Origin of the sequence: Aquipseudomonas ullengensis (assembly GCF_014174475.1) — a bacterium.
Classification (GTDB): domain Bacteria; phylum Pseudomonadota; class Gammaproteobacteria; order Pseudomonadales; family Pseudomonadaceae; genus Aquipseudomonas; species Aquipseudomonas ullengensis.
This window is the reverse complement of record NZ_JACJUD010000004.1, coordinates 241,471-262,736: the sequence shown is the minus strand read 5'-3', so window position 1 is coordinate 262,736 and position 21,266 is coordinate 241,471. Positions and strand designations below refer to the sequence as shown.

Annotated in this window: 23 protein-coding genes; 18 read left to right on the top strand and 5 right to left on the bottom strand. The window is 61.5% G+C overall.

Going from position 1 to position 21,266, the window contains the following annotated elements:
• The first annotated feature begins 13 nt into the window (after nucleotides 1-13).
• The 9 genes from H3H51_RS13580 to galU all read left to right on the top strand — a co-directional run bounded on the left by H3H51_RS13580 (nucleotide 14) and on the right by galU (nucleotide 7,232).
• Nucleotides 14-313 (top strand): Rieske (2Fe-2S) protein, encoded by a 300-nt coding sequence (locus H3H51_RS13580; protein WP_183089590.1) that lies wholly within the window; start codon nucleotides 14-16, stop codon nucleotides 311-313.
• A 26-nt stretch (nucleotides 314-339) separates the two neighbouring features.
• Nucleotides 340-828 (top strand): ribonuclease E activity regulator RraA, encoded by a 489-nt coding sequence (gene rraA, locus H3H51_RS13575; RefSeq protein ID WP_183089589.1) that lies wholly within the window; start codon nucleotides 340-342, stop codon nucleotides 826-828.
• Nucleotides 829-877: 49 nt separating this feature from the next.
• Nucleotides 878-1,873, top strand: coding sequence for a zinc transporter ZntB (locus H3H51_RS13570; protein WP_183089588.1), 996 nt, complete (start codon nucleotides 878-880; stop codon nucleotides 1,871-1,873).
• 54 nt (nucleotides 1,874-1,927) lie between these two features.
• Nucleotides 1,928-2,173: a CrfX protein gene (locus H3H51_RS13565; protein WP_183089587.1), complete on the top strand. Its 246-nt coding sequence runs from the start codon at nucleotides 1,928-1,930 to the stop codon at nucleotides 2,171-2,173.
• A gap of 2 nt (nucleotides 2,174-2,175) precedes the next feature.
• Nucleotides 2,176-3,000, top strand: a complete 825-nt coding sequence (locus tag H3H51_RS13560) for a mechanosensitive ion channel family protein (protein ID WP_183089586.1) — start codon at nucleotides 2,176-2,178, stop codon at nucleotides 2,998-3,000.
• A 91-nt stretch (nucleotides 3,001-3,091) separates the two neighbouring features.
• Entirely contained in the window at nucleotides 3,092-3,682 is a 591-nt protein-coding gene (sigX, locus tag H3H51_RS13555; protein WP_183089585.1) for an RNA polymerase sigma factor SigX, read from the top strand.
• Nucleotides 3,683-3,798: 116 nt separating this feature from the next.
• Nucleotides 3,799-4,827, top strand: a complete 1,029-nt coding sequence (locus H3H51_RS13550; RefSeq protein WP_183089584.1) for an OmpA family protein — start codon at nucleotides 3,799-3,801, stop codon at nucleotides 4,825-4,827.
• Between the two features lie 160 nt (nucleotides 4,828-4,987).
• Nucleotides 4,988-6,349 carry a UDP-glucose dehydrogenase family protein gene (locus tag H3H51_RS13545; RefSeq protein WP_183089583.1) on the top strand — a complete coding sequence of 454 codons (1,362 nt, stop codon included), beginning with the start codon at nucleotides 4,988-4,990 and terminating at the stop codon, nucleotides 6,347-6,349.
• A 43-nt stretch (nucleotides 6,350-6,392) separates the two neighbouring features.
• Nucleotides 6,393-7,232 (top strand): UTP--glucose-1-phosphate uridylyltransferase GalU, encoded by an 840-nt coding sequence (gene galU, locus H3H51_RS13540; protein WP_183089582.1) that lies wholly within the window; start codon nucleotides 6,393-6,395, stop codon nucleotides 7,230-7,232.
• 63 nt (nucleotides 7,233-7,295) lie between these two features.
• Here the strand turns inward: galU and H3H51_RS13535 are convergent, their stop codons facing one another.
• Nucleotides 7,296-7,718: a VOC family protein gene (locus H3H51_RS13535; protein ID WP_183089581.1), complete on the bottom strand. Its 423-nt coding sequence runs from the start codon at nucleotides 7,716-7,718 to the stop codon at nucleotides 7,296-7,298.
• Between the two features lie 84 nt (nucleotides 7,719-7,802).
• Here H3H51_RS13535 and gorA point away from each other — a divergent pair, with 84 nt between their 5' ends.
• The 5 genes from gorA (at nucleotide 7,803) to H3H51_RS13510 (ending at nucleotide 11,643) form a co-directional block, all read left to right on the top strand.
• On the top strand, nucleotides 7,803-9,161 hold the full coding sequence (gene gorA, locus H3H51_RS13530) for a glutathione-disulfide reductase (RefSeq protein WP_183089580.1): 1,359 nt from the start codon (nucleotides 7,803-7,805) through the stop codon (nucleotides 9,159-9,161).
• A gap of 7 nt (nucleotides 9,162-9,168) precedes the next feature.
• Entirely contained in the window at nucleotides 9,169-9,792 is a 624-nt protein-coding gene (locus tag H3H51_RS13525; RefSeq protein WP_183089579.1) for a trimeric intracellular cation channel family protein, read from the top strand.
• Nucleotides 9,793-9,869: 77 nt separating this feature from the next.
• On the top strand, nucleotides 9,870-10,175 hold the full coding sequence (locus H3H51_RS13520; protein ID WP_183089578.1) for a DUF2388 domain-containing protein: 306 nt from the start codon (nucleotides 9,870-9,872) through the stop codon (nucleotides 10,173-10,175).
• A 168-nt stretch (nucleotides 10,176-10,343) separates the two neighbouring features.
• Nucleotides 10,344-11,021, top strand: coding sequence for a paraquat-inducible protein A (locus H3H51_RS13515; protein ID WP_183089577.1), 678 nt, complete (start codon nucleotides 10,344-10,346; stop codon nucleotides 11,019-11,021).
• Entirely contained in the window at nucleotides 11,008-11,643 is a 636-nt protein-coding gene (locus H3H51_RS13510; protein ID WP_183089576.1) for a paraquat-inducible protein A, read from the top strand. Before H3H51_RS13515 ends, H3H51_RS13510 begins: the two co-directional genes overlap by 14 nt.
• On the opposite strand, the gene ptrR is transcribed toward H3H51_RS13510, so the two are convergent.
• Nucleotides 11,640-12,512, bottom strand: coding sequence for a putrescine utilization regulator PtrR (gene ptrR, locus H3H51_RS13505; RefSeq protein ID WP_183089575.1), 873 nt, complete (start codon nucleotides 12,510-12,512; stop codon nucleotides 11,640-11,642). The genes H3H51_RS13510 and ptrR overlap by 4 nt on opposite strands.
• Before the next feature lie 107 nt (nucleotides 12,513-12,619).
• Here ptrR and H3H51_RS13500 point away from each other — a divergent pair, with 107 nt between their 5' ends.
• Complete coding sequence (locus tag H3H51_RS13500) at nucleotides 12,620-13,999, top strand: aldehyde dehydrogenase family protein (RefSeq protein ID WP_183089574.1); 1,380 nt, start codon at nucleotides 12,620-12,622, stop codon at nucleotides 13,997-13,999.
• Nucleotides 14,000-14,035: 36 nt separating this feature from the next.
• Here H3H51_RS13500 and H3H51_RS13495 read toward each other — a convergent pair whose 3' ends face one another.
• Both H3H51_RS13495 and hmpA read right to left on the bottom strand, forming a co-directional pair.
• Nucleotides 14,036-14,296 (bottom strand): transmembrane sensor/regulator PpyR, encoded by a 261-nt coding sequence (locus H3H51_RS13495; protein WP_183089573.1) that lies wholly within the window; start codon nucleotides 14,294-14,296, stop codon nucleotides 14,036-14,038.
• Between the two features lie 32 nt (nucleotides 14,297-14,328).
• On the bottom strand, nucleotides 14,329-15,510 hold the full coding sequence (hmpA, locus tag H3H51_RS13490; protein WP_183089572.1) for an NO-inducible flavohemoprotein: 1,182 nt from the start codon (nucleotides 15,508-15,510) through the stop codon (nucleotides 14,329-14,331).
• Between the two features lie 192 nt (nucleotides 15,511-15,702).
• Between hmpA and norR the strand changes: the two genes are divergently transcribed.
• Entirely contained in the window at nucleotides 15,703-17,253 is a 1,551-nt protein-coding gene (gene norR, locus H3H51_RS13485; RefSeq protein WP_183089571.1) for a nitric oxide reductase transcriptional regulator NorR, read from the top strand.
• On the opposite strand, the gene H3H51_RS13480 is transcribed toward norR, so the two are convergent.
• Nucleotides 17,246-17,950 (bottom strand): aspartate/glutamate racemase family protein, encoded by a 705-nt coding sequence (locus tag H3H51_RS13480; protein ID WP_183089570.1) that lies wholly within the window; start codon nucleotides 17,948-17,950, stop codon nucleotides 17,246-17,248. The genes norR and H3H51_RS13480 overlap by 8 nt on opposite strands.
• 204 nt (nucleotides 17,951-18,154) lie before the next feature.
• Between H3H51_RS13480 and H3H51_RS13475 the strand changes: the two genes are divergently transcribed.
• The gene (locus H3H51_RS13475; RefSeq protein WP_183089569.1) at nucleotides 18,155-18,616 is read left to right on the top strand and encodes an Lrp/AsnC family transcriptional regulator; all 462 of its coding nucleotides are present in this window, start codon (nucleotides 18,155-18,157) and stop codon (nucleotides 18,614-18,616) included.
• A gap of 207 nt (nucleotides 18,617-18,823) precedes the next feature.
• Nucleotides 18,824-21,121, top strand: coding sequence for a tetratricopeptide repeat protein (locus H3H51_RS13470; protein ID WP_407926504.1), 2,298 nt, complete (start codon nucleotides 18,824-18,826; stop codon nucleotides 21,119-21,121).
• Nucleotides 21,122-21,266 lie beyond the last annotated feature (145 nt).

The following is a 21,266-nucleotide window of genomic DNA, read 5'->3' as shown; positions in this document are numbered from 1 at the left end:
ACAAGGTGGCGCTATGTTCATTGCGCTTGAGCGGTTGATCAATCTCGATGATGGCTACCGCCGGCTGTTTCAGGTCGACGGGCGGAGCCTGCTGTTGCTGATGGTCGACCGTCAGCCCGTGCTGCTGGAGAACCGTTGCCCGCACCAGGGCGCGCCCTTGCACAACGCCACGGTCGTCGGTACGGTGCTGCGCTGCTCGCGGCATGGCGCCGAGTTTGACCTGCTCAACGGCCAGTCGCTGAATGCCTCCTGCGGTAACCTCAATCTGTTCAAACTTGCCTATGACGGCGACCGTATCGGCATCGATCTCTGACGTATTCATTAACAGGAGTTTCCCCCATGCAATACATCACCCCTGATCTGTGTGACGCCTACCCGGAGCTGGTGCAGGTGCTCGAGCCGATGTTCGCCAACTTTGGCGGGCGCGATTCCTTTGGTGGCGAGATCGTCACCATCAAGTGCCATGAGGACAACTCCCTGGTGAAATCCCAGGCCGACCTGCCGGGCCAGGGCAAAGTATTGGTGGTTGACGGTGGCGGCTCGCTGCGCCGCGCGCTACTGGGCGACATGATTGCCGAGAAAGCCGCGAAAAATGGCTGGGAAGGCATGGTCATCTACGGTTGCGTACGTGACGTCGACGTCCTGGCGCAGACCGACCTCGGCGTGCAGGCCCTGGCCAGCCATCCGATGAAGACCGACAAGCGCGGTATTGGCGACCTCAACGTGGTGGTGACGTTCGCTGGTGTCACTTTTCACCCGGGCCACTATGTCTACGCCGATAACAATGGCGTCATCGTTTCCCCTGAACCGCTGAAGATGCCGGAGTGAGCCATCCGGGCACGCCGCTGTGCGTGCTGGTGGTCAGGTGACGCAACGGATGCCAGAGCAAGACAATCTCGACTGGGGGCTGGTGCATGCCTTTGTCCTCGATGGCCAGGGCGGCGCCCGCAGTATTTTCCGCGAGGCGCTGGAAGGCTTGCAATTGCAGGGCGCAGAAAGCTTGTGGCTGCATTGGGATCGCAGCCACCCGCTGACCCAGCGCTGGCTGCGCGAGCAGAGTGGAATCAGCGAGTTCGCCTGTGACCTGCTGCTGGAGGAGAACACCCGGCCACGGCAGCTGCAGTTGCCGGGTGATGCGCTGCTGCTGTTCCTGCGCGGGGTCAACCTCAACCCTGGCGCCGAGCCGGAAGACATGGTTTCGGCGCGTATCTTTGCCGATCCGCAGCGGGTGATCTCCCTGCGCCTGCGCCCCCTGCGGGCCACTGAGGAGATCATCGCGCAGCTGGAGAAGGGCTGCGGCCCGAAGAACTCGGCCGAGTTGATCCTGCAGCTGGCCCATTATCTGGCTGATCGCGTCGATGCGGTGATCGAGGGTTTGTCCGAGCAGTTAGAAGAGCAGGAAGAGCGGCTCGATAGCGATGAGCTCTATATGCCCAATCATGGCTTGATGCTGCATGTACGTCTGCGCGCGGCCAATCTGCGGCGTTTCCTTGCGCCGCAGCGAGAGATCTACAGCCAGTTGGCGCGCAACGACTTTGCCTGGTTCGCCAAGGACGATACCGATTACTGGAATGAGCTGAGCAATCGGTTGATTCGCTATCTCGAGGAGCTGGAGTTGGTGCGCGAGCGTGTCGGTCTGGTGCTCGAGGCTGAGCATCGACGCATGAGCGAGAAGATGAATCGCACCATGTATCGGCTTGGCATCATCACCGGCTTTTTCATGCCGATGAGCTTTATCACCGGCTTGCTCGGCATCAATCTCGGCGGCATGCCTGGTGCGCAGAATGGCCACGGTTTTCTGTTCGCCTGTGCCTTGTTGGGCGCGGTTGCGTGTTTCCAGTGGTGGCTATTTCGCCGCTTACGCTGGCTTTGATGTGACCCGGTAGGCGAGGGCCACGTCTAGGCCTCATATCCATGCGAGGTGCGCATGCACGATCCGTTTGAAGAATCCCTGCGGGACCTGCTGAAAACCTCCTCATCAGACCACGATGACGGAGCTGCGCTGGGCCGCGTACTCAAGACCGCCAACCGCCAGGTGGGTGCCGGTGATCTGTTCAGCTTGCTCGGTCACTGGGCCGAAGCCCTGATGATCGCCCTGAATAATGGATCGGCGCACACCGCACCGGTTTCCCGTCGCACTGCAACCTCACGTTCCGTAGACAAGGCTGATTGAAGATGGAATTCGACCCCTGGACTCAAAGTCTCGTAAAAGCCATGGAAACCGTCTGGACGCCGATTGGGGCCTTCATTCCTCGCCTGTTCGGTTCGTTGGTGGTGGTACTGCTGGGTTTCGTGGTGGCCAAGCTGCTCGATACCTTGCTGTCGAAGCTGCTGGCCAAAATTGGTCTGGACCGCCTGATGGCAGGCACTGGCCTGACCAAGATGCTGGCCCGAGTGGGTATCCAGGTGCCGGTGTCGACGCTGATCGGCAAGGTGGTCTACTGGTTCGTTCTGCTGATCTTCCTGGTTTCCGCGGCTGAGTCCCTGGGGCTTGACCGCGTCTCTGCCACTCTTGATGTGTTGGCTCTGTACCTGCCGAAAGTGCTGGGCGCGGCAGCCATCCTGCTGGCGGGTGTGCTGCTGGCGCAGCTGCTTAGCGGTATCGTGCGCGGCGCGGCAGAAGGGGTGGGGCTGGATTACGCCCATGGTCTGGGCCGCATTGCCCAAGGACTGGTGATCATCATCAGCATCTCGGTAGCTATCGGTCAGCTGGAAGTGAAGACCGATCTGCTCAACAACGTGATCGCCATTGTGCTGATTTCCATCGGTCTGGCTGTCGCATTGGCCCTCGGTTTGGGCAGTCGCGAAATCGCCGGACAGATCCTTGCCGGTATTTATGTGCGCGAGCTCTACGATGTCGGGCAACAAGTGAAGATAGGTGAGGTCGAAGGCCAAATCGAGGAGATCGGCACGGTCAAAACCATCATTCTGACCGAAGACGGTGAGCTGGTATCGGTAGCCAACCGTACCCTGCTCGAGCAGCGCGTCAGCAGCCGCTAAGCGTCCAATCCCTGCTAATGTATGCGGCCACAGGCGACGCCCTTGTGTGGGCGGTGGCCGCCATTTGACCTGACTGTCGGCACGACCCGTTTTGAACAAAGCCCAACCGCTTCCCACGCGTTACGACCCTCGCGAGCTCTCCGACGAAGAGCTGGTCCAGCGTGCGCATGTCGAACTCTTCCACGTGACGCGTGCCTATGAAGAGCTGATGCGTCGTTACCAGCGCACGCTGTTCAATGTCTGCGCCCGTTATTTGGGCAACGAGCGTGATGCCGACGACGTCTGCCAAGAGGTCATGCTCAAGGTTCTTTATGGTCTGAAGAACTTCGAGGGCAAGTCGAAGTTCAAAACATGGCTATATAGCATCACGTATAACGAGTGCATCACTCAATATCGCAAAGAGCGTCGTAAACGCCGCTTGCTTGATGCGCTAAGTCTTGACCCTCTGGAAGAAGCATCCGAAGAGAAGGCGCCCAAGCCCGAAGAAAAGGGTGGGCTTGATCGCTGGCTGATCCATGTCAACCCGATTGATCGTGAAATTCTTGTCCTGCGATTCGTTGCGGAGCTGGAGTTTCAGGAAATCGCGGACATCATGCACATGGGGCTCAGTGCAACGAAAATGCGTTACAAGCGTGCTCTTGATCGCTTGCGCGAAAAATTTGCCGGAGTTGGCGAAACTTAATTCGCAACGAAATATCACAGGCATGGCGGTGTCTAGTTTGTTAGACTTGCCGCCAGGTTATTCCCGGGGCAACTCTGGGATAACTCATAGTCATCAAATGATGGGGATTTTTACGGATGAAACTGAAAAATACTTTTGGCGTTGTCATCGGCTCTCTGGTAGCTGCCACTTCGCTTAACGCTCTGGCTCAAGGTCAAGGTGCGGTCGAAGTCGAAGGCTTCGCCAAAAAACAGCAGTTCGACAGCGCTCGTGAATTCAAAAACGACGGCAACCTGTTCGGCGGCTCCATCGGTTACTTCCTGACAGACGACGTTGAACTGCGTCTGGGCTACGACGAAGTACACAACGCTCGCGCCGAAGACGGTCGTGACATCAAGGGCTCCAACACTGCCCTGGATGCTCTGTACCACTTCAACGCTCCGGGTGACACCCTGCGTCCGTACGTATCCGCCGGTTTCTCTGACCAGAGCATCGGTCAGAACGGTAGTGGCCGTAACGGTTCCACCTTCGCCAACCTGGGCGGCGGTGCCAAGCTGTACTTCACCGAGAACTTCTATGCCCGCGCTGGTGTTGAAGCTCAATACAACATCGACCAGGGCGACACCGAGTGGGCCCCGAGCGTTGGTATCGGCCTGAACTTCGGTGGCGGCTCCAAGCCGGCCCCGGCTGCCGAGCCTGTTGCTGAAGTGTGCAGCGACAGCGACAACGACGGTGTTTGCGACAACGTTGACAAGTGCCCCGACACCCCGGCCAACGTCACCGTTGATGCCGATGGCTGCCCGGCTGTGGCTGAAGTCGTTCGCGTTGAACTGGACGTGAAATTTGACTTCGACAAGTCCAAGGTCAAAGAAGAAAGCTACGGCGACATCAAGAACCTGGCTGACTTCATGAACCAGTACCCGTCGACCAGCACCACTGTTGAAGGTCACACCGACTCCGTCGGCACTGACGCCTACAACCAGAAACTGTCCGAGCGTCGTGCTAACGCCGTTCGTGAAGTCCTGGTTGACCAGTACGGTGTAGGTTCCGAGCGCGTTAACTCGGTTGGTTACGGTGAGTCCCGCCCGGTTGCTGACAACGCTACCGAAGCTGGCCGCGCTGTTAACCGTCGCGTAGAAGCTGAAGTAGAAGCCCAAGCCAAGTAATTTGGTCTGTCGCTTCACAGAAAACCCGGCCTAGGCCGGGTTTTTTGTTGCCCGCAGAAATCTGCTGGCAAGCTGCTCCTGTCATCAGATTGACGCGCCAGTGTCACGCCCTCGCCACCGCCATGGGTTGCAATCGCGACAAATGGATGAGGGGCGAACGATGCAACTGTGCGTAATAGGTGCGGGGTATGTGGGACTGGTAACGGCCTGCTGTTTTGCCGAAATGGGCAATCGAGTGGTCTGTGTCGAGCGTGATCCAGTACGGCTGGCTCGGCTGGCGCGGGGTGATGTGCCGATCTACGAGCCGGGTCTGGAAGCGCTTTTGCGTGCTCACCTGGCCAGCGGTCAGCTCAGTTTCAGTGCAAGCATGGGGGAGGGCGTGCGCAATGCCGCAATCGCCTTTATCGCTGTGGGCACGCCCACCGGTGAAGATGGCTCAGCCGATCTGTCGCATGTTCTGGCGGTGGCCGATGAGCTGGGTGAGGCATTGCAGCAGCCGTGCCTGGTGGTCGACAAATCTACCGTTCCGGTTGGTACGGCTGAGCGTGTAGGCCAGCGCATCAACCGGCGGCTGGCAAGCCGGAGCATGAGTTTCCGGGTGCGCATCGCGAGCAATCCAGAGTTCCTCAAGGAAGGCTCCGCTGTCGAGGACTTCATGCGCCCGGATCGAGTGATACTGGGCTGCGATGATGGACAAAGCACCGAGCAGTTGCGCCGCTTGTACGCTCCGTTCCTGCGCAACCATGAGCGCGTGTTGTGCATGGGCGTGCGTGCTGCCGAGTTCACCAAATATGCGGCTAACGCTTTTCTGGCAACGCGCATCTCCTTCATGAACGAGATGGCCGGGTTGTGTGCCCGCCTGGATGTGGATATCGAGGATGTGCGACGGGGCATTGGCAGCGACAAGCGTATCGGAACCCATTTCATCTATGCCGGTTGTGGCTATGGCGGTTCCTGTTTCCCCAAGGATGTGCGGGCGCTGATCCGCAGTGCCGAGCTGGAGGGATTTGAGCCAGGTATTCTGCGTGCGGTGGAGGCGCGCAATGCGCTGCAGAAGACCCTGCTGTTCCAGTCCGTACGCGAGCATTTCAATGGGCTCCTGCAGGGGCGGATTGTTGCCGTATGGGGGCTGGCCTTCAAGCCGGGTACTGATGATCTGCGCGAGGCGCCCAGTCTGGTATTGCTCGATGCTCTGCTGGCTGCCGGGGCCAAGGTGCAGGCTTGTGATCCAGTGGCTTGTAACGGTATGCAGGGGCGTTATGCGGAAGCGCTGGAAAGTGGCCAGCTACAGCTCACGGAGTCTCCGTATTCGGCCACGGAAAGTGCCGATGCCCTGGTACTGGTGACTGAGTGGAAACAGTTCCGTCAGCCAGATTTTGCGCGGATTCGCGGCTTGATGCGGATGCCTGTAATATTCGACGGCCGCAACATTTATGACGCGACGGAACTAGCCGGCTTGGGCTTCCTCTATAGAGGCATTGGCAGACCGCTGGCTGGGCATTGTAAGGCCAGTGCCGCCTGATTAGACTGCGCCGCATTTATCCCCCGCAGCACCAAGGATCCCCATGATCAAGAAATGTCTGTTCCCGGCCGCCGGTTACGGCACCCGCTTCCTGCCGGCCACCAAGGCCATGCCCAAGGAAATGCTGCCGGTGGTGAACAAGCCACTGATTCAGTACGGCGTTGAAGAAGCACTGGAAGCGGGCCTGTCCGAAATCGCCATGGTTACCGGCCGTGGCAAGCGCGCCCTGGAAGACCATTTCGACATCAGTTACGAGCTGGAGCATCAGATTCAGGGCACCGACAAGGAAAAATACTTGGTCGGTATTCGCCGTCTGATCGACGAGTGCTCGTTCTCCTACACCCGCCAGGTTGAAATGAAGGGCCTGGGTCACGCCATCCTCTGTGGTCGCCCGCTGATCGGTGACGAGCCGTTCGCCGTGGTTCTGGCTGACGACCTGTGCTTCAACCTCGAAGGCGACGGCGTGCTGCAGCAGATGGTCAAGCTGTACAACCAGTTCCGCTGCTCCATCGTCGCCATTCAGGAAGTGCCGCCGGAAGAAACCTCGAAATACGGTGTGATTTCCGGCGAGATGATCCGCGACGACATCTACCGGGTGAACACCATGGTCGAGAAGCCGAAGCCGGAAGATGCGCCGTCCAACCTGGCGATCATCGGCCGCTATATCCTGACCCCAGATATCTTCGACCTGATCGAGCAGACCGAGCCGGGCAAGGGTGGCGAAATCCAGATCACCGATGCGCTGATGAAGCAGGCGCAGGATGGTTGCGTGATCGCCTACAAGTTCAAGGGCAAGCGTTTCGACTGCGGTGGCGCCGAAGGCTACATCGAGGCGACCAACTTCTGCTTCGAGAACCTGTACAAGACCGGCAAGGCTTACTGATAGAGCCTGCAGCGTCGAACAAAAGCCACCTCCGGGTGGCTTTTGTGTTTCAGGCTTCCCTATTCAGGGGATGGGCATGGCCTCCGAGCCCGGACCGAGCGGCTGGCCGTAGCTGAACTCGACGTAGTTGCCTGCCGGGTCGCGCAGCCCACAGTAGTAGCCCACGGGGTAGGGCTCATCGCGCGCGGGCCAGATCAGGCAGCCGGCCGATTCGGCCAGGCGGGCGATTTCTTCGACCTGCTCACGACTGTCCACGGCGAAACCGAAGTGGCTGTAATCGTCAGCCGCCAGTTGCCGATCCGCGCCACCAGGCATGATCACGAAGATGAATTGATGCTCCTTGCCCGGTTCGGCCATCCACACGATCTTTGAACCTTTGCCGGCGCGTTCATGGATCACCCGCATGCCGCAGAACTGCTGATAAAAGTCGATGCAGGCCTCTAGGTCAGGGACGTGGAGGGCGAGATGGGTGAGGGTGGTGGGCATCGGCGAGGCTCCTGTGTCGCGCTTTTCGGCTGAACCAGAGAGGCTATGGGTTATGCTGGCAGCCAACTGAGGAGACCATAACCCATGTCCTACGACTTCGACCTGTTCGTCATCGGCGCCGGCTCCGGTGGCGTGCGTGCGGCGCGTTTCGCCGCTGGCTTTGGTGCCCGCGTGGCCGTGGCGGAAAGCCGCTACCTGGGCGGTACCTGCGTCAATGTTGGCTGCGTACCGAAGAAGTTGCTGGTCTACGGCGCCCACTTCGGTGAAGACTTCGAGCAGGCGCGGAGCTTTGGCTGGAGTGGCGCCGAAGCAAATTTCGACTGGTCGACCCTGATCGCCAACAAGAATCGCGAGATCGAACGGCTCAACGGCATCTACCGCAATTTGCTGGTCAACAGCGGCGTTACGCTGATTGAAGGGCATGCCCGCCTGCTGGATGCGCATACCGTTGAAATCAACGGCCAACGGCATAGCGCCGAACGCATCCTGATCGCCACCGGTGGCTGGCCCCAGGTGCCGGATATCCCTGGCAAGGAGCTGGCCATCAGTTCCAATGAAGCGTTCTTCCTCAAGCAGCTGCCCAAGCGCGTGCTGGTGGTTGGCGGTGGCTATATCGCCGTCGAGTTCGCCTCGATCTTTCATGGTCTTGGGGCGCAGACCTCCTTGCTCTACCGCGGCGAACTGTTCCTGCGCGGCTTCGATGGCGCGGTGCGCCAGCACCTCAAGGATGAGTTGAGCAAGAAAGGGATGGATCTGCAGTTCCAGGCCGACATCGTGCGCATCGACCGGCAAGCCGATGGCAGCCTGCTAGCCACGCTCAAGGATGGTCGCCAGCTACCTACCGATTGCGTGTTCTACGCCACCGGGCGGCGCCCGATGCTGGATAACCTGGGTTTGGAGAACACCCAGGTCGAGCTCGACGAGCGCGGTTTCATCAAGGTCGACGACAACTACGAGAGCAGCGAGCCATCAATTCTAGCCATCGGCGATGTGATCGGTCGTGTGCAGCTGACACCTGTGGCGTTAGCAGAAGGCATGGCTGTGGCCCGTCGCCTGTATCGTCCGGAGGAGTACCGCAAGGTTGATTACAACCTGATCCCGACGGCGGTTTTCAGCCTGCCGAACATCGCCACGGTCGGCCTCAGCGAAGAACAGGCACGCGCCGATGGCTATACGGTGAAGGTATTCGAAAGCCGCTTCCGGCCGATGAAGCTGAGCCTCAGCGATTGCCAGGAGCGCACGCTGATGAAGCTGGTGGTGGATGCCAAGACCGACAAGGTGCTGGGTTGCCATATGGTCGGGCCGGAGTCCGGCGAGATCATCCAGGGCCTGGCCGTTGCGCTCAAAGCGGGGGCGACCAAGCAGCTGTTTGACGACACGCTGGGTATTCACCCGACGGCCGCGGAGGAGTTTGTTACCATGCGCGCCCCCGTCGCTAGCTGAACGCGCCATGCAGCAAATTTTCTACCTTGCCGACCTGTTCGGTGTTGCCGTTTTCGCCATTACCGGTGCGCTGATGGCCGGGCGCAAGTCCATGGATCTGTTCGGCGTGCTGGTGATCGCAATCATCACCGCGCTGGGCGGCGGGACCCTGCGGGACTTGATCCTCGATAACCACCCGGTGAGTTGGATTCGCAACGACACCTACATCCTGGTCGCTTCGCTGGCCGCGGTCGGCACCGTGCTTTGGGTGCGTCTGACCCAGCCGATTCACGAGCGTGGCCTGTTGATCGCCGACGCCTTCGGCCTGGCAGTGTTCACCGTGATCGGTACCGAAGTGGCCCTGCAGCACAACGTGCCCTACAGCACGGCGATCATCATGGGCGTGATGACCGGGGTGGCCGGCGGGGTGATGCGCGACGTGATCTGCAACGAAATTCCGCTGATCTTCCAGAAGGAAATCTATGCCACGGCCTGCATCGTCGGCTCGGTGGTATTCATTGCCCTGCGTGAATTGCAAACCCCGCACTGGCTGGATACCGGCGTGGCGATGCTCAGCGTGCTGCTGATCCGCCTGGCTGCGATCCAGTGGCGCCTGGGCTTGCCACGCTTCCACCTGCTGGACCGCGACTGACACGAAGTTCGCGCAGCTCTGCGGCGGGCCCGCTATCATTTTTCAGGGATCTCCCAACAACCAAGAAGGTGACCAATATGCGATTCCATTTATATGTATGCGCTGCTCTGCTGGGAATGAGCGGGCTGGCCCAGGCGACCAGTTTCGTGGTGACGACCGATGCGATTGTCGGGGCCACCAAAGGGACTTCGGACATCACCTCGTCGTCGTTCAAGGACGACAAGATCGTGCTGCAGGCGCGTGACGATGCCGCCAGCTTCGTCGCCAGCCAGGGTGAAGTGCGTGGCGCTCACCTGGAGGCGGCGCTGCTGCATGTTCGGGCCACCTACCCGGTTGGCCAGGCCAGTGACATGCAGTTGGCCCAGAGCATCCTGGTGCTGTAAGGCGGTATGCGGGCTTTCCGGCCGCCACGCTCGTGGCGCCGGGAGGTTCGTTTCTCCTGGCCCAATCATCAGCGGGCCGCGGTACTATCGAACAATCCATTGACTCCGACTCGACCCGCAATGACAGCGGCGGCCGGTTGTCGCACTTGAGCCATACGGAGTTTGCGAATGAGTGAGGAAGGTCTGGCGGGCCGGGTAGTCGTTGATGGCCAGCCGTTGCCGCCGCTGGATCAGCTGATTGCCTGCCACGAGTGCGATTTGCTGATGCATCACCCGCATCTGGGCGAGGAGGAGAAAGCCAGCTGCCCACGCTGTGGCTATGAGCTGGTGGTGCACCGCTCGCACATGCGCCGGCGCTCCCTGGCGCTGGTGCTGACGGCCTTGCTGCTGTTCATTCCAGCCAACTTCCTGCCGATCATCAGCCTTAACCTGCTCGGCCAGAATGCCGTCGACACGGTGTGGAGCGGGGTGATCGGGCTGTATCACCTGGATATGAAGGGCGTGGCCTTCGTGGTGTTCATGTGCAGCATGCTGGTACCGCTGGTCAAGCTGCTGTGCCAGTTGGCCGTGCTGCTGAGCATGCCCTATGCCAGCCTGCGCCCGCTGGGTGTGCAGCTGTACCGGGCCTACAACCACCTGCGCGAGTGGGGCATGCTCGAGGTGTACCTGTTCGGCATCCTGGTTTCCATCGTCAAACTGAGTGGCATGGCCGAGCTGCACCTGGGCGTTGGCCTGGCCTGTTTCGTGGGAATGATGCTGGCGCAGATCTGGCTGGAGGTAACGATGTCCCCGCACCAGGTCTGGGACGCATTGAGCGAAGAGGAGGGCGACCATGCGCGCACTTGATGCCGGCATCCTGCTTTGCGGCGAATGTCACAAGCTGGAATACCTGCGCGAAGGCGAGGAACAGCACTGCGAGCGCTGCGGCGCGCACCTGCACCCCCGCCGGCCCAACAGCCTGGTGCGGACCTGGGCCCTGCTGATCACCGCAGCGATTCTCTACATTCCGGCCAATATGCTGCCGATCATGACGGTGAATTTTCTCGGCAACGGCACGCCGGCAACCATCATGGAGGGGGTCATCGAGCTGATCCACGCGGACATGCTGCCGATTGCCCTGGTGGTCTTCGTCGCCAGCATCCTGGTGCCGACCTTCAAGCTGGTCGGGATTGCCACGTTGCTCTACTCCGTCCAGCGCCACCAGCGTCTGTCCGCCAAGCAGCGAGTGCTGATGTACCGCTTCATCGAGTGGATCGGGCGTTGGTCGATGCTCGATATCTTCGTCATCGCCATCCTCGTGGCCCTGGTCAACTTCGGCCACCTGGCCAGCATCGAAGCCGGGCCGGGAGCCGCCGCCTTTTGCCTGGTGGTGATTCTGACGATGATTGCGGCCGTGACTTTCGATCCCCGGCTGATCTTCGACAACATCCCCGCCGAAGCGGCTGAGGACGAGGAAGAACTCGCCTAAGCGCGAGCTTCCGACGGGCCTTCCAGCAATTCGATGAAGGCCCGCAGCGCCGGGGTATTGGTGCCGCGCCGCCACATCAGCCAGGTTACCGCCTGGCTATGTTCCGGATTGAGCGCATGGGCCTGCACATTGTGCCGGCCGCTCAGGCTGTCGAACATCATCCGTGGAATCAACGCCACTCCGGACCCGGCAGCCACGCAGGCAAGCATGCCGTGGTAGGACTCCATCTCGACGATCTTGCCCGGCAACGTCTGGCTGGCGGCGAACCAGTGCTCGAAGCGGCGCCGGTAGGAGCAGGTATCGCGAAAGGCGAACAAGGTAGCCCCGGCGACATCCCTGGCATCGCGCACTGGCACGTGGGCGCTGCCGGTCATCAGCACCAGCTCTTCCTCGAACGCCGGCACGCCTTCCAGTTGCGGGTGGTTCAGCGGGCCATCGGCAAAGGCCGCGCTGAAGCGGCCGGAGAGCACGCCATCGATCATTTCCCCCGAGGGGCCGGTCGATAGCTCCAGCTGCACCTTGGGGTGGTGCTGGTGATAGCGCGCCAACAGCGTCGGGATGCGGACCGCCGCGGTGCTGTCCATCGAGCCGAGGACGAAACGCCCCTGGGGCACCAGGCCGCTGGCGACTTCACGGGCTTCGGCGGTCAGTTCGAGGATGCGCTGGGCATAGTCGAGAAAGGCCACGCCGGTGGCTGACAGGCGCAGGCGCAGTTTCTCGCGGATAAACAGTTCGGTGCCGAGTTCGGCTTCCAGTTGCTTGATCCGCGTGGTCAGGTTGGAAGGCACGCGGTGCAGGCGTTCGGCGGCCTGGGTGATGCTGCCGGTCTGCGCCACGGCGCGGAAGATTTCCAGTTGAGCCAGTTCCACTTTCTTTTCCAGAGAATGAATTGTTCTTAATTATTCATTTTACGAGAAAAATACGCCAGCTTAGTTTGTGTCCACGACAACCCAGGCCCACCGCTTGCGAGGACACCATGAGCCAGACCCACGCGATTTCACGCAACCCCAGCACCGGCGAGGAGATCGCCCGTTATCCATTCCAGGACGGCGCCGCTTTGGAAACCAGCCTGCAGGCCGTGCAGGCTGGTTTCCAGACCTGGCGTGATGCTTCCCTGGCGCGTCGGGTCGAAGCGCTGCGCAGCATGGCCGGCGCACTGCGCGACAACGCCGAGGTTTTGGCGCGCACCAGTTGTGCCGAGATGGGCATGCCGATCAGCCAGGCGCGTGCCGAAGTGGCCAAGTGCGCGGCCTTGTGCGACTGGTACGCCGAGCATGGCCCGGCGATGCTGGCCGAGGAAACCACCCAGGTGGAACATGACCGTGCACGGGTCGCCTACCTGCCGCTGGGCCCGGTGCTGGCAGTGATGCCGTGGAACTTCCCGTTCTGGCAGGTGATGCGCGGCGCAGTGCCGATCATCCTTGGCGGCAACAGCTACCTGCTGAAACACGCGCCCAACGTCATGGGCAGCGCGACCTTGCTGACCCGCATCTGGCGCGAAAGCGGCCTGCCGGCAGGCGTGTTCGAGCTGATCAACGTCACGCCGGAGCTGGTTTCGCGCAGCATCGCCGACCCGCGTATCGCCGCGGTGGCGGTGACCGGCAGTGTCGGTGCCGGTGCCGCCATCGCGGCTCAGGCCGGCGCGGCGCTGAAAAAATGCGTGCTGGAGCTGGGCGGTTCCGATCCCTTTATCGTGCTGGCCGATGCCGACCTGGATGAAGCGGTCAAGGCCGCGGTTATCGGCCGCTTCCAGAACAATGGGCAGATCTGCATCGCCGCCAAACGCATCATTCTTGAGGCGCCGATTGCCGAAGCCTTCACCCAGCGCTTTGTCGCCACGGTGAGCGCGCTGAAGATCGGTGATCCACAGGATGACAACACCTACCTCGGCCCGATGGCCCGCGCCGATCTGCGTGACGAACTGGATGGCCAGGTTCGCGCGACCCTGGAGGAGGGCGCCAGCCTGCTGCTGGGTGGGCATCCCCTGGAGGGCCCTGGCAACTATTACGCGCCTACCGTGCTGGGCAACGTGCAGCCGGGCATGACCAGCTTTCGCCAGGAAATCTTCGGCCCGGTGGCCTCGCTGATCGTCGCGCGCGATGCCGAGCACGCCATCGAGCTGGCCAATGACAGTGAATTCGGTCTGGGCGGCAGCCTGTGGAGTGGTGACGTCGACAACGCCATGAAGCTGGCGCGCCGCATCGTCAGCGGCGCGGTGTTCATCAACGGCTATGCCGCATCCGACCCGCGCGTGCCCATCGGCGGCGTGAAGAAGAGCGGTTATGGTCGCGAGCTGTCGCACTTCGGCCTGCGCGAATTCCTCAACGTGCAGACCGTCTGGCGTGACCGTCGCTAGGCGGCGGGGCTGCTCCGGCTACCCACTAGGCCTGGCTCAGAAAGCCACATGGGCAAATGCCGAGGTTTCGTCCTGGCTCAGCCGGTAAGCGGCTATCAAGCGCATCACGTAGCCGATCTTCAGCAGTGTCGGGCCGATGATGGTCAGCGCGTGGGCGCCGACCAGCTCGACAATGCTCAGGTGCCGATCGAAGCCATAGGCCAGCACGATGCCGACAAGCAACAGGGCCAGGCCGACACTCAGGACCAGGCTGGACAGGCGAAGCAGATTACGTGGTTGGCAGATGGACTCGATCATGATGGCGTGCTCCAGGTGAAATAGCGGTGATGTCAGGCTTCCAGCGCGCTGGCCGGCCCGAAGAACTCGTAGTGGCTCTGCTCTTGCGGTACGCCCAGCTCGCGCAGGTGCTTCTTGACCAGGGCCATGAAGGGCTTGGGCCCGAGGAAGTAGGCGTCCAGGTCACGCTCTGCCGGCAACCACTCGGCCAGCAGGTCGCGGGTCAGGAAGCCGGCTGCGTGCGCCTGGTCATCGGCCTGCGGTTCGCTGTAGCAGAAGTAGTGCCTCACCTGCGGATGGGCGTCGCTCTGCGCTTCGATCCAGTCGCGGAAGGCGTGCACGGCACCATCACGGGCGCAGTGGATAAAGTGGATCGGGCGGCCCGAGTGGCGCGCACTTTCCAGCATGGCCAGCGCCGGGGTGATGCCGACGCCGGCGGTGATCAGCGCCAGGGGTTTGCTCGATTCGCGCAGGACAAAGTCGCCGGCCGGCGGGAACAGTTGCAGCACCGCGCCGACCTGAACCTGGTCATGCAGGTAGTTGGACACCCGGCCGCCGTGCTCACGCTTGACGCTGATGCGGTACTCGCGGCCATTGGCGCCGGCCGACAGCGAGTAGTTGCGCCGCACATCCTCACCGTCGACGGTCAGGCGCAGGCCGATGTATTGCCCGGGCTGGTGGGCCACCACGGCGCCGCCATCGACCGGCACCAGGTACAGCGACGTGATTTCGGCGCTTTCCACAACCTTGCGGGCCACGCGGAAGTCGCGGGCGCCACGCCAGCCGCCATCGGCGGTTTCGTTGGCCGCGTAGCGCTGTTCTTCGGCAGCGATGAGGATGTCCGCCAGTTGACCGTAGGCAGCGGCCCAGGCGTCGATCACCTCGTCGGTGGCGATATCGGCGCCGAGCACTTCACGAATGGCACGCAGCAGGCAGGTGCCGACGATCGGGTAGTGCTGCGGGAGGATCTGCAGCGATACGTGCTTGTTGACGATGCGCCCAACCAGCTCGCCCAGTGCTTCCAGCTTGTCGATGTGCCGGGCATACATCAGCACGCCATTGGCCAGCGCACGCTGCTGATCGCCACTGGCCTGGTTGGCCTGATTGAACAGCGGACGCACTTCGGGATACTCGCGCAGCATCAATTCGTAGAAGTGCCGGGTCAGCGCTTCGCCGCCGCTTTCCAGCAGGGGCACGGTGGCTTTGACGAGAGCGCGGTGGTGGTTCGACAGCATGGAATAACTCCTTGGTAATCGGCGGCGGGGTGGCGTTGGCCACTGTTGCCCATGGCGTGCTAGCTTTAAGTCACACCTTGTATAGTCAGAATCCATGCCACTTTTAATTCGCTTATTTATCAATAGGTTGAGTTTTTAGCGTGTCTTTTTGACTGCATGATTAACGAGTCAAATTAACCGCAAGTAGTCGAAATGACCGCGAACTCTCTACTGCAGATATTCTTTCCGCTGGTCGCCGATCTGTCCCGCGAGCTCAGTGACGAACAGCGTTACAGCCGCCTGCTGGCCGCCTCGCGCGAGCTTTTTCCCTGCGATGCTGCGGCCTTGCTCAAGCTGGACGATGATGTACTGCGTCCGGTAGCCGTGGCTGGCCTCAGTCCGGACACCCTCGGCCGGCGCTTCAAGGCGGCCGAACACCCACGCCTGCAGGCGTTGCTGGATAACCGTGGGCCGACGCGTTTTGCCACCGACTGCGATTTGCCGGACCCTTACGACGGCCTGGTCGAGGGCGTGCACGGGCACCTCGAAGTACACGATTGCCTGGGTTGCCCGCTGTACCTGGACGAGCAGTTATGGGGCCTGCTGACCCTGGATTCGCTCGACCCCGCTCGTTTCGGTCAGATCGATCTCGCGGCCCTGGAGGCCTTCGCCAGCCTGGCCGCCGCGACGGTCAAGGCCAGCGAACGCATCAGCGGGCTGGCGCGTCGGGTTGAGGATGAGCGTGAGCTCAATGAGCTGTACCGTCAGGCCAGCCCGCAACCCCGTGAGCTGATCGGCCAGAGCGCGGCGCAGCGCAAATTGCAGGATGAGGTGAAGCTGGTCGGTGACAGCCAGTTGACCGTGCTGATCACCGGCGAAACCGGGGTTGGCAAGGAATTGGTCGCCGAGGCCATTCATGCCGCTTCGCCACGGGCCAGGCGGCCGCTGGTCAGCCTCAACTGTGCGGCGTTGCCGGATACGCTGGTCGAGAGCGAATTGTTTGGCCATGTGCGTGGCGCGTTCTCCGGCGCGGTCAGTGAACGCAAGGGCAAGTTCGAGCTGGCTGACGGTGGCAGCCTGTTTCTCGACGAGGTCGGCGAGCTGCCCCTGGCGGTGCAGGCCAAGCTGCTGCGGGTGCTGCAAAGCGGGCAGTTACAGCGGGTCGGCTCGGACCGGGAGCACCATGTTGATGTACGGGTGCTGGCAGCGACCAACCGCGACCTGGCGGCGGAAGTCCGTGCCGGGCGTTTTCGCGCCGACCTTTACCACCGCCTCAGTGTTTATCCGCTGCTGGTGCCGCCGCTGCGCGAGCGCGGCCGCGATGTGTTGCTACTGGCCGGCTACTTCCTCGAAGAAAACCGCGCGCGCATGGGGCTGCGCAGCTTGCGGTTGAGCGGTGAGGCGCAAAAGGCGCTGGTGGCGTACTCCTGGCCGGGCAACGTGCGCGAACTGGAACACCTGATCGGGCGCGCTGCGCTCAAGGCGCTGGCCAGGCATGCCGAGCGGCCGCGGATTCTCAGCATCGATGAAGCGGCGATCGATCTACCAGTCGTACAGGCCGAGAGCCCGGCGATAGAACCAGTGGATGGGATAGCGGCAGACGCCGGCGGGCTGGATCTGCGCGAGGCGGTGGATGTCTACCAGCGCAGCCTGATCGAGCAGGCGCTGGCCCGTCACCAGGGCAAATGGGCCGATGCCGCACGCGAGTTGGGGCTGGATCGGGCCAACCTGAGTCGGTTGGCCAAGCGCCTGGGCGTCAGATAGCCGCTACGCCGTCGGAGAAATCCACGGCGGCCTGGGCGTGCAGGTAGGTCGAGTCGAACACCGGCAGTTCGCCATCGCTCAGGCCGATCAGCAGACCGATCTCGGTGCAGCCGAGGATCACCGAGTCGGCACCGGCAGCCTTGCCGCGGGCGATCACGTCGAGAAAGGCTTGCTTCGACTCGGCGCAGACGACGCCTTGGCACAACTGGTTGAAGATCACTTCATGCACCAGGGTGCGATCAGGCTCATCCGGCACCAGGGCCTCGATACCGAACCGTGCGGCCAGGCGGTCGTGATAGAAATTCTGTTCCATGGTGTAGCGGGTGGCGAGTAGCAGCGGGCGGCGCATGCCGGCCTGCTGCAGTGCGGCGCCAGTGACATCGACGATGTGCAGCAGCGGTACGCCGATGGCCTGGGCCACCGCATCGGCTACCTTGTGCATGGTATTGGTACAGATCAGCACGCAGGCCGCACCGGCTTTTTCCAGTTGCTGGCCGATGTGGGCGAGATCCGCGCCGGCCTGGTCCCAGCGTCCGGCTTGTTGCAGCGCCACGACCTGGCTGAAGTCGACGGAGCGCAACAGGATGTCTGCCGACACCAGGCCGCCGTGGCGTTTACGCATGCGCTCGTTGATTTCGCGGTAATACACCGCGGTGCTTTCCCAACTCATGCCGCCAATCAGTCCGATGGTCTTCATTGTTGCCGCCTCACTGTAGGCAAATTCGATAATCAAAAGTCTAGCGAGACGCCTGCGCAAAATTTGCGCTAACTTTTGCGCATGTTTAACTGTTCATGCGTGTTCATTTCGCTGATTCAGTAAATAGTGAAAATTAAATCCATAGAGAAGGTTCTCGACGCTGCTGAATCGCGGCTCAGACCTCGATAGCTGCCAGGACTCCCCATGCTCGACCAGCGTGATCGTACTCTGCTTGACCTGCTGCAACAGGATGCCTCGTTGCCCATCACCGATCTGGCCGAGCACACCGCGTTGTCGGTGTCGGCCTGTTGGCGGCGGGTCAAACGGATGGAGGAGGAGGGGTTGATCAGCCGCCGCGTGGCGCTGGTAGACCGGCGCAAGGCCAACGTCCCGACCACGGTGTTCGTCGGGGTGCGCACGGCCCGTCATTCGATGGACTGGCTGGAGAGCTTTCGTAGCGCCATCGCCGATATCCCGGAAATCGTCGAGGCCTATCGCATGACCGGCGAGATCGACTATCTGTTGCGCCTGATCGTGCCGGATGTGCAGGCCTATGACGCGGTATACAAGCAACTCATCTCGCGCCTGGACTTCACCGATATTTCCTCCTTCATCGCCATGGAGGAGCTGAAGTTCACCACGGCGATTCCGACCCGATATGCCTAAAGGAAACACTGGTGTGGTAACACGGGCTGTCACCTTTGTTCGTAAAAAAGCGGCTAAAACATGGCAAATGACTGGCCTGACGCGGCGTTAGGCTGGAAACTAAGCCGCGATACTTGCCCGCATAGGCGAAGAGCACATTCGTAGCGGGTTGTGGGGCAGTGCCGTCTGCCCAGAACAAGAAGAATCAAGCTGCCCGAGGAAATCGTTTTGCCGTCTTTCGCCCAATTGCTCTGCGTCCTGTTCACGACCGTTGTGTTCTCCGCCCCCAGCTACGCCGCTGAAGGCAAGCCCCCGCAATTGGCAACCGATGCCGCCGGTTATGCGCCGGCTGCTACCTGCCTGGGTTGTCATGGCGAACAAGCCAAGGCCTGGAAAAATTCCGACCATGACTGGGCGATGCATGAGGCCACGCCGAGCCGCGTACTGGGCAACTTCGCCAATGCGCGTTTCGACGAGGCGGGCGTCAAGGCCAAATTCTTTCGCAAGGGCAGCAAGTTCTTCGTCAACACCGAAGGCGCCGATGGCAAGCCGGCGGATTTCGAGATTCGCTACACCTTTGGCTACCAGCCGTTGCAGCAATACCTGGTGGAGTTTCCTGGCGGACGCCTGCAGAGCCTGACCATCGCCTGGGATTCGCGCGACAAGAGCGCCGGTGGACAGCGCTGGTTCTCTCTCTATCCGGGGCAACGCTTCGCCCCGAATGATCCACTGCACTGGACCGGGCGTTACCAGAACTGGAACGCCATGTGCGCGGATTGCCACTCGACCAATCTGCTCAACCACTACGACGATAAGACCGACACCTTTGCCACCACCTGGCACGAGCAGAATGTCGGCTGCCAGGCCTGCCATGGCCCGGGTCAGGCGCATGTCGACTGGGCGAGCAAGGATAAAGACGCCGCGGGTAAAACCTATGCGTCGGCCAAGGACGTCGGCCTGCAAGTTGATTTCAAGGCGCTCGGTAGTACCGGGCTGGTGGAGCAGTGCGCCTATTGCCACAGCCGGCGGCAGAGCCTGGGCGTGGGTCAGCAACCAGGCAAGCCGCTGCTCGATGCAGTCCTGCCGGCTACGTTGCGCCCCGATCTTTATCACGCCGACGGGCAGATTCTGGGTGAAGTCTATGAGTACGACTCCTTCACCCAAAGCAAGATGTCCGCTGCCGGCGTGGCCTGTACCGACTGCCATGACCCGCACACCACCAAGGTCAAGATCGAAGGCAATGGCCTGTGCCAGCAGTGCCATAGCGAGACGCCGCCGTCCCGCTTCCCCAGCCTGCAGGAGAAAAACTACGACAGCCCTGAGCATCATCATCACCAGGCAGGCTCTGCCGGCGCCCAATGTGTCAGCTGCCACATGCCGGAAAAAACCTACATGGTGGTCGACCCGCGCCGCGACCACAGTTTCCGCCTGCCACGTCCCGATCTGGCCGAAAAAACCGCCAGCCCGGATGCCTGCACCACCTGTCATGAAGGCAAGACACCTGCGTGGGCAGCCAAGGCCATCGAAGGCTGGTACGGCAAGCCCCAGCGGCCGCCACACTATGGCGAGTCATTCCACGCCGTTCGCCAGGGCAGTGCCGATTCGCTGCAACTGCTCAGTGGACTGATCGGCGACATGGGCAAGTCCGCCACGGTACGTGCCACGGCAGCCGAACGCTTGAATGGCCTCGGCGCCCCGGCGCTGCCAACCCTGGAAAAAGCACTCAAGGACCCCAGCCCGCTGGTGCGTGCCTATTCCGCCCAGGCGTTTACCGATCTGCCTCCCGTGGAGCGGGTCAAACACCTATTGCCGCTGCTGGATGACCCACAGCGCGCGGTACGTGATGAAGCGTTGCGCGCATTGGCGGGTATCCCGCTGATCGCCTTGCCCGAAGACCGCCGAGCCAGCTTTACCGCGGCACTCGATGACTATGAACAACGCTTGCGCAGCAACGCCTCGTTGCCCGGCAATCGCCTCAACCTGGCCGTGCTGCTGGAGCGCAAAGGCCAGCAACTGGAGGCTCTGGAGCAGTACCGCCAGGCATTGAAACTGGATCCATATTTCTCCCCGGCGCGGGTCAACCTGGTCACCCTGGCTAATGGCATGCTGCGCCAGGACGAGGCAGAACAAACCCTGCGTGACGGTGTTGCCCTGAAAGCCATGCCAGCGGGCGACCGGGGCAACCTGGCCTATATGCTGGCCCTGCTATTGGTCGAAAGGGGGCAAGCGGAAGAGGGCGCCCAGTTCCTGCAGGAAGCTGCCGAGCTGCTGCCGGACAACCCGCGCATTCGCTACAACCAAGGCCTGTTGTTGCTGCAACTGCAGCGTCGCGATGAAGCGCGCAGTGCGCTGGAGTCAGGTCTGGCCCAAGCCCCACAGGATGCGGACCTGCTGTATGCCATGGTCTACCTGCATGGTTCTGCCGGCGAGCAGGACAAGGCCATCGAGTATGTGAAACGCCTTGAGCAGGCTGCGCCCGGTGATTCTCGTCTGGCGCAGCTCAAGCAGCAGCTGGGACTGCGCTGATCGGCAGAGTGTTTCGCTGCCCCAGGCATACGTCTGGGGTGGCTGCTAGTCTGCAAGCAGGATCAGCGAGCATCCACGCCATAGAGTTTCGCGGACGAGCGGTGAGGCCTTGTCGCGAATAGCAATATTTTTGTCATCGAAAGTC